The sequence below is a fragment of the Alphaproteobacteria bacterium genome (assembly GCA_020638555.1).
Classification (GTDB): Bacteria; Pseudomonadota; Alphaproteobacteria; order Bin95; family Bin95; genus JACKII01.
The window spans coordinates 895,750-906,667 of record JACKII010000002.1 but is presented as its reverse complement, the minus strand read 5'-3'; the positions used below and the strand labels follow the sequence as shown (position 1 = coordinate 906,667).

Genomic DNA, 10,918 nt, shown 5'->3' with positions numbered 1-10,918 from the left:
AGCGGGTCGAACGAGATGCGCCGACCGAAAATTCGAACATCATCGTGCTCACAGGAATTTCACCAAGTCTTCCCAATGCGGGTTTTGCGCTTCGATCAGATTGATTTTCCATGACCGCCGCCAGTTCTTGATCTGCCGTTCCCGTTGGCGCGCTTCGAAAACCGTTGGAAAGGCCTCCACATAAACCAGCCGCGTGACGCCATACCGCTTCGTGAAGCCGTCGAGCACCTTGTCCCGATGGTCCTGCACGCGCCGGGCAAGATCGGTGGTCGAGCCAATATAGAGCGTGCCATTCTTCTGGCTGGCGAGCATGTAGACACAGGCGGGCATGGTCACGGTGCTCCGTCTCTGCGACAGCCCGTCGGGATAATGGCGCCCGAATCACAAAAACCCAACCCAGCGGGCACTCTCAGGCATGGGCCCCCGCCTGCGCGGGGGAAATGGGTGGGAGCGGTGGGGGCGATCCGACCGCTCAAGTCAGCTCAGCGCCTCCAGTTCGTCGATCATGCCAGCGATGATGTCCAGGCCCTGGTTCCAGAAGGCCGGGTCGCTGGCATCGAGACCGAACGGGGCCAGCAATTCCTTGTGGCGGTAGCGGCCACCGGAGGCGAGCAGGGTCAGGTACTTCTCCTGGAAGCCGTCCGGGTTGCGCTGGTATTCGGCGTAGAGCGCGTTCACCAGACAGTCGCCGAACGCATAGGCGTAGACGTAGAACGGCGAGTGGATGAAGTGGCCGATATAGGTCCAGTAGCCGCGATAGAGATCGTCGAAGCGCAGCGCAGGGCCGAGGCTCTCGGTCTGCACCTCCATCCACATGTCGCAGATCTGCTCGGCGGTGAGTTCGCCCTCGCGGCGGCCGGCATGCACCTTTTCCTCGAAGCAATAGAAGGCGATCTGGCGGACGACGGTGTTCAGCATGTCCTCCACCTTGCCGGCCAGCAGCACGCGGCGCTTGGCCGGGTCCTGCTCCGCATCGAGCACGCGGCGGAAGGTCAGCATCTCGCCGAACACCGAGGCGGTCTCGGCCAGCGTCAGCGGCGTCTGGCACATCAGATGGCCCTGGGCCTGTCCGGCCAGCACCTGGTGGCAGCCATGGCCGAGTTCGTGCGCCAGCGTCATCACGTCCCGCACATTGCCCTGATAGTTCAGCAGCAGATACGGATGCGCGCTCGGCACGCACGGATGGGCGAAGGCGCCGGGCGACTTGCCCGGCCGGGTGGGCACGTCGATCCAGGCATGGTCGAAGAACCGGCGGCCGACATCGGCCAGCTTCGGCGAGAACGCGCCATAGGCGGACAGCACCGTGTCGCGCGCCTCGTCCCAGCCGATGACGCGGTCGTCGGCGTCGGGCAGCGGCGCGTTGCGGTCCCAGTAATCGAGCCGGTCGCCGCCCATCCACTTGGCCTTCAGCGCGTAATAGCGGTGGCTGAGGCGCGGGTAGCTGTCGCGCACGGCCTTGACCAGCGCATCGACCACCTCGTCCTCGACCTGGTTGGCGATGTTGCGGGCGGAGACGCTGCGCTCGTAGCGCCGCCAGCGGTCGTCGATTTCCTTGTCCTTGGCCAGCGTGTTGGTGATGCGCGCGAACAGGGTCAGGTTCCGGGTGAACACCTCGCCCAGGGCATGGGCCGCGGCCTTGCGCTTGTCGCGCGAAGGGTCGGAGAGCAGGTGCAAGGCCTGGGCGCTGGTCAGCTCCTTGCCGTCGAGCGGAAAGCGCAACCCGGCCATGGTCTCGTCGAACAGCCGGTTCCAGGCGGCGGTGCCGACCACGTGCTGCTCGTGCAGGAATTTCTCCATCTCGTCCGAGAGTTGGTGCGGACGGTTGATGCGGACATTGCGCACCCAGGGCGCGTATTGCGCCAGGGCGGGCGCGGCCAGCCAGCGCTCGACGGTGGCATCCTCGATCTTGTTCAGTTCCAGGCAGAAGAACAGCAGGTGGCTGGAAATGGTGACCACCTTCTCCTGCGCGTTCTGGAAGAAGGTGCCGACCTTGGGGTCGAGCTGGTTTTCGGCGTGTTTCAGGCCGGCAAAGCTCATAATGCGCCAGAAGCGTTCGTCCATGGCCTCGTAGCGCGCGATCGCCTCGGCGAGGCCCTGGGCCGAGAGGCTGGCGAGCTTGCCTTCGTACTCGGCCGCGAACGCCTTGGCCTCGCGGTCGGCGGCCTCGAAATCGGCGGCCAGTTCCGGCGCGTCCAGGCCGGGATAGAGGTCGCTCAGATCCCAGGTCGGCAGATCGGCAAGCAGGGCATCGGCGGCGGAAGCGTCGGGCATGGGCTTTACTCCAAAAGGCACTCCGCCGATATAAGGATGCAGGCAGGCGGGACCAACCCGCGCGAGCGTCACAGGGAATCGCCGTTTTGGGAAGCACCGCTTTGCACGATCCGCTCCGGTCCATCGCCGACCCCGCCCGCCGTGCCGCGCTGGAGCCCTATCTGCGCTGGCCCTCGCTGACGGCCATGGCCTTCGACGTGATGCAGCGGCAGGAAGACCGGCCGTTCCTGTGGGCCAAGCGCAACAGCCATTTCCGCAGCCAGAGCTTCGCCACGGTGGCGGGCCTGATCGCCGACTGCGCCCACGGCCTGCGCGACCTGGGGCTGGCGCCGGGCGACCGGGTCTGTCTGGTGGCGGAAAACCGGCCGGAATGGCTGGTGGCGGACCTGGGAATCATGGCGGCCGGCGGCGTCACCGTGCCGGCCTATATCACCAACACGGTAGAGGACCACGTCCATATCCTGGGCGACAGCGGCGCCCGCTTCGTCATCGTCTCCACCCCGGCGCTGCTGGCGCGGGTGCTGCCGGCGGCGGAACAGGTGGCGAGCGTCGAGCGGGTGATCCTGATCGACAGCGACCCGCCGGAACACCCGCACAAGCCGGTGCAATCCTGGGCCTCGCTGCTGACCGAAGGGCGGGTGCTGCGCGGCGACGACCCGCCAGGACCGCTGCACGACGCCGGGCGCGGCGATCTCGCCTGCCTGATCTATACCTCCGGCACGGGCGGCGCGCCCAAGGGGGTGATGCTGTCGCACGGCGCCATTCTCTGCAACGCCATGGGCGCCTGCGATTTGCTCTACGAGCTGGACGACCGCATGCCGGACGACGAGGTCTTCCTGTCCTTCCTGCCGCTCAGCCATTCCTACGAGCACACGGCGGGGCAATTCTTCCCGCTCTCCATCGGCGCGCAGATCTATTACGCCGAAAGCGTCGAGGCGCTGGCGCGCAATATGGCCGAGGTGAAGCCGACCATCATGACCGCGGTGCCGCGGCTCTACGAGACGCTGCACGGCCGGGTGCTGTCGGGCCTGCGCGGCCAGCCGAAGCTGCGGCAGAAGCTGTTCTGGAAGACGGTGGAGCTGGGGCGGAAAAAGCACCTGCGCGGATGCCTGTCGCTGCCGGAACGGCTGGTCGATTCGGTGCTGGACCGGCTGGTGCGATCCAAGGTGCGCGAGCGCTTCGGCGGGCGCAACAAGGCGCTGATCTCCGGCGGCGCGCCGCTGAACCACGATATCGGCCTGTTCTTCACCGCGCTGGGCCTGCGCCTGCTGCAAGGCTATGGCCAGACCGAGACCGCGCCCATCGTCTCGTGCAACCGGGCGCACAAGATCAAGCTGGAGACGGTGGGCCCCGCCTTTCCCGGCGTCGAGGTGAAGATCGCCGACGACGGCGAAATCCTGGTGCGGGGCGAGCTGGCCATGCTCGGCTACTGGGGCGATCCGGAGGCGACGGCGGCGGCGTTGCAGGATGGCTGGGTGCACACCGGCGATGTCGGCGAGATCGACGCGGACGGCTATATTCGCATCACCGACCGCAAGAAGGATATCATCGTGCTGTCGGGCGGGGACACGCTGTCGCCGCAGCGGGTCGAGGGCATGCTGCAACTGGCGCCGGAAATCGCCCAGGCCATGGTGGCCGGCGACAAGCAGCCCTATCTCGTGGCCCTGATCGTGCCCGATGCGGAGGCGGCGCGGGACTGGGCCAAATCCCTTGGCAAGCCGACCGACCTGGCGAGCGTGGCCGCGGACCCGGCCTTCCATGCGCATATCGAGCGCGTGCTGGAGGCGACGAACAAGCATCTGGGCCGGCCGGAACAGGTGCGCCGCTTCGCGCTGGTGCCGGAGCCGTTCACCACCGAAAACGCCATGCTGACCCCCAGCATGAAAATCCGCCGCCACGTCATCCGCGAGGCCTATGCCGCGCAATTGGCCGCGCTGCATCCCTAGATGCTTGCACCGACGCGCCACCGCGATTATACGGGCGTTTTGCAAACGAGGGCCGCCATGAAAGCCGACATTCACCCGGAATACCACGAGATCACCGTCATCATGACCGACGGGACCGAGTTCAAGACCCGCTCCACCTATGGCAGCGAGGGCGCCACCCTGCGCCTGGACATCGATCCGCTGGTGCATCCCGCCTGGACCGGCGGCGGCCAGCGCCTGCTCGACACCGGTGGCCAGATCGCCCGCTTCAACAAGAAGTTCCAGGCCTTTGGCCTGAAGCGCTAAGGCGCCTTCCCGTGACAGCGCGGCCTTGACGAGGGCCTTCCGCCTTGGCCGCGCCCGTCCCTCCTGCCCCCGCCTCCGACCCGCCGTCGTATCGCCTGGCCTGGCCAAAGGCCTGGCGGGTGCCGTGCGTGTTGTCGGTGCCGCATAGCGGGCAGGCAATCCCGGACGACGCCCGCGGCGGCATGAACCCAGATGCCGACCTGGGCGCGCTGGAAGATCCGCATCTGGACCATCTGGTGCGCGACCTGCACGGCCTGGGCCTGCCGGTGCTGACCTGCCGCTGGGGCCGGGCCTATTGCGACGTGAACCGGGCCGCCGGCGAGTGGGACCCGGGCATGTTCCGCGAGCCCCTGCCTTCGCAACTGGCCAGCGATTCGAGCCGCGTTCGCGCCGGGCTCGGCACCTTTCCCCGCTTCCTGCCGCCGCGCCAGCCCGTCAATCTGAAACGCCTGACCCTGCGCCAGGGCACCACGCGCTGGCTGACCGGCCACCGGCCCTATCATCGCGCCCTGAACCAGTTGCTGGCGGCGGCGCGGCAACGATTCGGCTATGCGGTGCTGCTGGACCTGCACTCCATGCCGCAATTGCCGGGCGAGCGCCTGCCGGATCTGGTGCTGGGCGACGGCTTCGGCCGGTCGTGCGCCAGCACCCTGCCCCAGGCCGCGAGCCGCGCGGCGCAGGACCAGGGCCTGAGCGTCGCCCGCAATTATCCCTATGCCGGCGGCTTCATCACCCAGCATTACGGCCGACCGGCCGGCGGCCTGCACGCGCTGCAACTGGAATTCGCCCGGCCGCTCTACATGGACGAGCGCTCGCGGCGGTTGCTGCCGGAGGCCGCTGTGGTCACGGAGACCGTGCGGGCCATTCTGGCGGAAATCGGCGCCGTGCCGCCGGAATTGCTGCGGCCGCTGCCGGCGGCCATGGCCGGCGAGGACTGAGGGCGCTACCCTGACGCCGACACCCCCTGGCGCAGCCGCAGCCATCCCCGGCGCCCCGCCTTCGAACGATTTCCGGATTTCGGTGCAACATGGAACGAATCACGACGGACGGAATGGACTACTGGCTGGGCGGCGAAGGCCCGGCGCTCCTGGTTCTGCACGGCGGCGGCGCCAGCGCCGAGGCCATGCTGGGCCTGGTCGAGGGCATCGGCGCCGGCTATCGCGTGCTGGTGCCGAATCTGGCCGGCTATGGCCGCAGTGCGGCCCAGGACCCGGAGCGCCCGGCGCTGGACCAGCACCAGGAGGTGGTGCGGAGGGCGTTCGCGCTCTGCGACGGACCGATCGACCTGGTCGGCCACTCCATGGGCGGGTTCATGGCGCTCCGGGCGGCGGCGCGCTGGCGCGAACGGGTACGCCGGCTGGCGGCGGTGGAGCCGATGTGCTTCGGCAGCCTGCACACTGGCGAGCCGGAGGATAGCGCGGCCCTGGTGGAGGACCGGCTGGCCATCGACGCGATGATCGCCGCAGTGGATGCCGGCCGGCTCGAACCGGGCGTGGCGGCGTTCATCGACTATTGGGGCGGCGCGCCCTGGGCCACGCTGCCGGAGCATGTCCAGGCGCGGTTGCTGGCCATGGGCCGGCAGTTGCGGCGCGAGGCCTACGAGACCTCGTATGACGAGACACCCGCCGGCGTCTACGCGGCGCTGGGCGGGCGGACCTTGCTGCTGGCGGGCTCGGCCTCGCCGCTGCCGGCCCGGCGCATCGTTCAGCGGCTGGCCGAGGCAATGCCGGGCGCGCAAACGGCAACGATTGCCGGCGCGGGCCATATGAGCGTGGTGATGCAGCCGGAGCGGTTTGCCCCGGCGATCCGGGCGTTTTTGACCGGCGATTAGCCAAGCGGCTGCTTGATGCGGCGGGCGCCCCTTCGATACGGCCCTGACGGGCCTATTCAGGGTGAAATGGGGAGGAAAGGGGCGCCGGCGCAATGCGCTTTGGTGGTGCCCAGTCGGTCTTTCATCCCGAGTAGCCGCACACGCGGCGTATCGAGGGGCGGTTGCGCACCGCCCCGCGCGCGGCCGTCAGCCTTTCAGCGGCTCCGGGGTGAAGCCGAGCTTTTCGGCGAAGCGTTGCTGGTATTTCGGCCAGACTTCCGGGTTGATCAGGCGCGGCGGCACCTTGCCCTGGAAAATCTCGATCCACTGGCTGGCCGCCCATTCGCGCATATTGGTCACCGCCTCGTGCGTGACGCCGGCGCTGTGGGGGGTGGCGATGACGTCGTTGCGCTGCAACAGCGGATGGTCCTTCGGCGTCGGCTCCTCCCACCAGACGTCGAGGCCGGCACCGGCGAGCCGGCCCGCCTCCAGCGCCTGCAACAGGTCGTCTTCCTTGTGGATGCCGCCGCGGGCGGTGTTGACGAAATAGGCGGACGGCTTCATCAGCGCGAACGCCGCCGCGTCGATCATGCCCAGCGTCTCCGCCGAGCGCGGGCAATGGACGGTGATGAAGTCGCTCTCGCCGAACAGCGTCTCCCAGTCCACCTTCTCCGCGCCGCGGGCCTGGCATTCCCCGGCCGAGACATAGGGATCGTAGGCGATGACGCGCATGCGGAAGGCCTTGGCGATCTCGGCCGAGCGGGTGCCGATCTGGCCCAGGCCGACCACGCCCAGCGTCTTGCCCAGAATGTCGTTGCCGGTGACGGTGCGGCGGTTGAACATGTCGGTCTCGCGCATGCCGCGGTCGGCCTGGGCGATCTTTTTCGACAGGCCCAGAATCAGGCCGAAGGCGTGCTCGGCCACCGCTTCCTTGTTCGCGCCGGACTGGTTGACGACGATGACGCCGGCCTCGGTGCAGGCGTCGACGTCGATCATGTCATAGCCGGCGCCGGTGGAGGCGACCGCCAGCAGGTTCGGCATGCGGGCGATGAAGTCGGCATTGGTGAGATAGTCCTTTTGCAGCTCGGTGCGCGGCAGGCTCTGATAGCCGTGCATGGAGAGCAAATGCGGCTCGTTGGCCGCCAGGCCGTCGGCCTGTTGCAGATGGCAGAGGTCGATCACGTCGCTCGCGCGGAGCATGTCCATGGCCTTGCCGGCCATCCAGGTGTCGAAAATGACCAGCTTCGCGATGTTCGCGGTCATGGGCGGGCGGTTCCTTCGGTGTGGTTTTGCGTTTGAGTGCCTATCTTAAGACCGGGCGGGCGCCAAGGGAAACGCCGCGGCGGGCGTGTGCCATCAGGGCCGCTGCGCCTTGGCCCAGGGCAGGACGATGCGGTCGCCGAGCCGGATGCCGAGACGCCTGGCGGAACCGCCGGCCAGTTCCAGCACGGCGGCCACGGCCTTGCGCGTGCCGCGCACCCGCCGCGACAACGGCACCGCGTCATGCTCGATATGGATGATGACGCCGGTCGGGTCGGCAAACAGCATGTCCAGCGGCTCCGGCGTGTTGTCCATCCAGAAAAAGGCCGGGCCCGGCGGGCGCATGTCGAACAGCATGCCGCGGTCGGGCGCGAGCGCCGGCCGGCCCATCAGGCCGCAACCGCGCTGCTCGTCGGTCGTGGCGAGTTCGGCGGTGATGGCGCGGTCGCCGCCGGCCGATTGCACCACCACCTCCGCCGTCGGCAGGGGCGGCTGCGGATACCGTTCGCAGGCAACGGCCTGCCCCGTCGCCAGGGCGGTTGCCAGAGCCAACACCGTCAGAGCCAACATCCCCAGGGCCAACATCGCCAGGGCCAGAAATCCTACGCGCACGATTGTCCTCCATTCGCGACCGGATAGGGGCGTCTTGCCGAATTGCGCGCGACTTGGCAAACTTACGACCAAAGACCAATGCGGAGAAACGCCCCATGCGCAACGACTACCAGCATATCACCGTGAGCCCGATCGCCGGCTCGCTCGGCGCGGAAATTGGCAATGTCGACCTGGCGGCCGACAATCCGGAGGGGGTGTATACCGAAATTCACCGGGCCCTGCTGGAAAACCTGGTGATTTTCTTCCGCGACCAGGACATCACGCCGGACCGGCAACTGGCGTTCGCGCGCCGCTGGGGCGACCTGCATCAGCATCCCTTCATGAAGGGGATGGAGGATTATCCGGACATTCTGGAAATCAAGAAACTGCCGACCGACAAAAAGAATTTCGGCGGCGGCTGGCACTCGGACCAGATGTTCGCGCCCAAGCCCGCCATGGGCACGATCCTGCTGGCGCGCGAAACGCCGGCGGCCGGCGGCGACACGCTGTTCGCCAACATGTATGCCGCCTATGACGCGCTCTCCGACGGCATGAAGGCCATGCTGAACGGGCTCAAGGCGGTGTCGGCGGGTGACAATTTCAAGCAGGACGGCGGCAAGTCGCGCAGGGAGGTCTATGGCCAGTACCACACCATGCAGGTGCGCGAACCGCCGACGACCGAAAAGACCACCAACGCCCACCCGGTGGTGCGGACCCATCCCGAAACCGGTCGCAAGGCACTCTATGCCGGCGGTCACTGGCGCCATTTCGAGGGCATGACCGAGGCCGAGAGCGCACCGCTGATGGCCTATCTGCGCGAGCATTCGACCCGGCCGGAATTCACCTGCCGCTTCCGCTGGCGGCCGGGCTCCATGGCGTTCTGGGACAATCGCTGCACCCAGCATTTCGCCATCGACGATTATCCGGGCCAGACCCGCATCATGCACCGCATCACCGTCTGCGGCGACGAGCCGTTTTGAGGGCCCACCCGGAAATTCCGCAATCGCGTAGCACACTTGCGCGCCACGCGCATAGCCATGCAGTCAACGCATGGCTCGTTTGCTTGCGTCGGTACTCCCAAAAATGGTATTAAAGGATATATTCACCTAGGTTACGGTTTTTCTGTCCGATGGATGACGACGACATTCTGTTCGCGGTGCTGGTCTCGGATGTGGCACGGCTGCTGCGGACCGAATTGGACCGACGAACCCGCGGACAGGGCCTGACCCGCTCGCAATGGGTTGCGCTGTCCCGGCTCGCCCGTTTCCCCGGCGTCAGCCTCTCGGCGCTGGCGGACATGCTGGAAATGGAAAAGGCGCCGGCCGGCCGCCTGATCGACCGCCTGGAAGACGGCGGCTGGGTGCGGCGGGAGCCGGACCGCGAGGACCGGCGGGTGAAACGCCTCTATCCGACGCCGGAAGCCGAGGCGGTCTACCAGAAAATGCGCCGTATCGCGCGCGAAACCATGGAAGAGGCCTTCGACGGGCTCAGCAGCGCCGATCATGACCGGGTCTGCGGCGTGATGGTGGCCGTCAAGGCCCGTCTCCAAGAAATGACCGGCCTGCCGAACGGCAACGGCCCGTCCAACCAAATGCAACGCCTAGAGGCGATCTCATCATGAGCGACCGCAAATCCCGCAGCTTTCTGATCCGGGCGATCCTGTTGATCGGGGTGCCCGCCATCGCCATTGCCATTGGCGGCTATTTCTACCTGATCGGCGGCCGCTTCGTGACGACCGAAAACGCCTATGTGAAGGCGGATATCCTGCAAATCAGCGCCGATGTCGAAGGCCGCGTGACCGAGGTGGCCGTGAAGGACCACCAGCGCGTGAAGCAGGGCGACCTGTTGTTCCGCATCGATTCCGCGCCCATCGAAATCGCCGTCGCCCGCGCCCGGGCGGAAATGGGCATGGTCTATACCGAGGTCGAGACCATGCGCGCCCAGTACGAGGAAGCGAAGTCGGCCTTGGGCGAGATCGACGCCCGCATCGCCTATCTGGAACGCCAGACCGCCCGGCAGGAAACCCTGCGCAAGCGCGGCGTCACCAGCCGCGACGCCCTGGACAAGGTCACCTCCGACCTGGCCGTCGAACGGCAAAAGCGGGTCGCGGCGCAACAGACCATGCACCGCCTGCTGACCGCGCTGGGCGGCGACGCCAACATGGATGCGCGCGAGCACCCCATGTACAAGGAAAAGGTCACCATGCTGCGCGACGCGCGGCTCGACCTGGAGCGCTCGGCGGTCTATGCGCCGACCAACGGCATCATCACCAACATGAAGCTGCAAACCGGCGAGTATGTCGAATCCGGCAAGCCCGTGTTCTCGCTGATCTCCACCGGCCAGCCCTGGGTCGAGGCGAACCTGAAGGAAACCGACCTGACGCATGTGAAGGTCGGCCAGGAAGCCACCGTCGTGGTCGACGCCTATCCGGACAAGATGTTCACCGCCACCGTCGAAAGCATCTCGCCCGCGACCGGCGCGGAATTCGCGGTGCTGCCGCCGCAGAACGCCACCGGCAACTGGGTCAAGGTGGTGCAGCGCCTGCCGGTGAAGCTCCGCATCGTCGACGACCATGACGAGGCAACCCCGCTGCGGGCCGGCATGACGGTGAGCATCAGCATCGACACCAAGCACAAACGCTCGTCGCTGGTGGCGCTGGAACGCACCTTCGGCACGAACGCGCTGGCCGCCGCGGACTGAGGACAGCAACCGACCGGGGTCCCGCGCGGGATCTTGAAGGGCTATTTGGGGCGGC

Annotated in this window: 11 protein-coding genes; 7 read left to right on the top strand and 4 right to left on the bottom strand. The window is 67.3% G+C overall.

Going from position 1 to position 10,918, the window contains the following annotated elements:
• Window positions 1-48 precede the first annotated feature (48 nt).
• Both H6844_10080 and H6844_10075 read right to left on the bottom strand, forming a co-directional pair.
• The gene (locus tag H6844_10080; protein MCB9929746.1) at window positions 49-330 is read right to left on the bottom strand and encodes a GIY-YIG nuclease family protein; all 282 of its coding nucleotides are present in this window, start codon (window positions 328-330) and stop codon (window positions 49-51) included.
• A gap of 147 nt (window positions 331-477) precedes the next feature.
• On the bottom strand, window positions 478-2,271 hold the full coding sequence (locus tag H6844_10075; GenBank protein ID MCB9929745.1) for a M3 family oligoendopeptidase: 1,794 nt from the start codon (window positions 2,269-2,271) through the stop codon (window positions 478-480).
• Between the two features lie 185 nt (window positions 2,272-2,456).
• Between H6844_10075 and H6844_10070 the strand changes: the two genes are divergently transcribed.
• The 4 genes from H6844_10070 to H6844_10055 all read left to right on the top strand — a co-directional run bounded on the left by H6844_10070 (window position 2,457) and on the right by H6844_10055 (window position 6,333).
• On the top strand, window positions 2,457-4,217 hold the full coding sequence (locus tag H6844_10070; GenBank protein ID MCB9929744.1) for a long-chain fatty acid--CoA ligase: 1,761 nt from the start codon (window positions 2,457-2,459) through the stop codon (window positions 4,215-4,217).
• 57 nt (window positions 4,218-4,274) lie between these two features.
• The gene (rpmE, locus tag H6844_10065) at window positions 4,275-4,502 is read left to right on the top strand and encodes a 50S ribosomal protein L31 (protein ID MCB9929743.1); all 228 of its coding nucleotides are present in this window, start codon (window positions 4,275-4,277) and stop codon (window positions 4,500-4,502) included.
• Between the two features lie 44 nt (window positions 4,503-4,546).
• Window positions 4,547-5,440 (top strand): N-formylglutamate amidohydrolase, encoded by an 894-nt coding sequence (locus H6844_10060; protein ID MCB9929742.1) that lies wholly within the window; start codon window positions 4,547-4,549, stop codon window positions 5,438-5,440.
• 89 nt (window positions 5,441-5,529) lie between these two features.
• Window positions 5,530-6,333: an alpha/beta hydrolase gene (locus tag H6844_10055; GenBank protein MCB9929741.1), complete on the top strand. Its 804-nt coding sequence runs from the start codon at window positions 5,530-5,532 to the stop codon at window positions 6,331-6,333.
• Between the two features lie 186 nt (window positions 6,334-6,519).
• Here H6844_10055 and H6844_10050 read toward each other — a convergent pair whose 3' ends face one another.
• Together H6844_10050 and H6844_10045 are read right to left on the bottom strand one after the other, a co-directional pair.
• On the bottom strand, window positions 6,520-7,575 hold the full coding sequence (locus tag H6844_10050; GenBank protein MCB9929740.1) for a hydroxyacid dehydrogenase: 1,056 nt from the start codon (window positions 7,573-7,575) through the stop codon (window positions 6,520-6,522).
• A 93-nt stretch (window positions 7,576-7,668) separates the two neighbouring features.
• Window positions 7,669-8,184 carry a DUF192 domain-containing protein gene (locus tag H6844_10045; protein ID MCB9929739.1) on the bottom strand — a complete coding sequence of 172 codons (516 nt, stop codon included), beginning with the start codon at window positions 8,182-8,184 and terminating at the stop codon, window positions 7,669-7,671.
• 95 nt (window positions 8,185-8,279) lie between these two features.
• On the opposite strand from H6844_10045, the gene H6844_10040 reads away from it, so the two are divergent.
• The 3 genes from H6844_10040 to H6844_10030 all read left to right on the top strand — a co-directional run bounded on the left by H6844_10040 (window position 8,280) and on the right by H6844_10030 (window position 10,863).
• The gene (locus tag H6844_10040) at window positions 8,280-9,143 is read left to right on the top strand and encodes a TauD/TfdA family dioxygenase (protein ID MCB9929738.1); all 864 of its coding nucleotides are present in this window, start codon (window positions 8,280-8,282) and stop codon (window positions 9,141-9,143) included.
• A gap of 149 nt (window positions 9,144-9,292) precedes the next feature.
• Entirely contained in the window at window positions 9,293-9,784 is a 492-nt protein-coding gene (locus H6844_10035; protein ID MCB9929737.1) for a MarR family transcriptional regulator, read from the top strand.
• Window positions 9,781-10,863, top strand: coding sequence for an HlyD family secretion protein (locus tag H6844_10030; protein MCB9929736.1), 1,083 nt, complete (start codon window positions 9,781-9,783; stop codon window positions 10,861-10,863). Before H6844_10035 ends, H6844_10030 begins: the two co-directional genes overlap by 4 nt.
• Window positions 10,864-10,918 lie beyond the last annotated feature (55 nt).

What these genes read in the sequence shown, in the direction of transcription:
- H6844_10030 (MCB9929736.1), top strand. Translation starts at nt 9,781, where the DNA reads ATGAGCGACCGCAAATCCCGCAGCTTTCTGATCCGGGCGATCCTGTTG.
- H6844_10055 (MCB9929741.1), top strand. Translation starts at nt 5,530, where the DNA reads ATGGAACGAATCACGACGGACGGAATGGACTACTGGCTGGGCGGCGAA.
- H6844_10040 (MCB9929738.1), top strand. Translation starts at nt 8,280, where the DNA reads ATGCGCAACGACTACCAGCATATCACCGTGAGCCCGATCGCCGGCTCG.
- rpmE (MCB9929743.1), top strand. Translation starts at nt 4,275, where the DNA reads ATGAAAGCCGACATTCACCCGGAATACCACGAGATCACCGTCATCATG.
- H6844_10070 (MCB9929744.1), top strand. Translation starts at nt 2,457, where the DNA reads ATGGCCTTCGACGTGATGCAGCGGCAGGAAGACCGGCCGTTCCTGTGG.
- H6844_10075 (MCB9929745.1), bottom strand. Translation starts at nt 2,271, where the DNA reads ATGCCCGACGCTTCCGCCGCCGATGCCCTGCTTGCCGATCTGCCGACC.
- H6844_10080 (MCB9929746.1), bottom strand. Translation starts at nt 330, where the DNA reads ATGCCCGCCTGTGTCTACATGCTCGCCAGCCAGAAGAATGGCACGCTC.
- H6844_10035 (MCB9929737.1), top strand. Translation starts at nt 9,293, where the DNA reads ATGGATGACGACGACATTCTGTTCGCGGTGCTGGTCTCGGATGTGGCA.
- H6844_10050 (MCB9929740.1), bottom strand. Translation starts at nt 7,575, where the DNA reads ATGACCGCGAACATCGCGAAGCTGGTCATTTTCGACACCTGGATGGCC.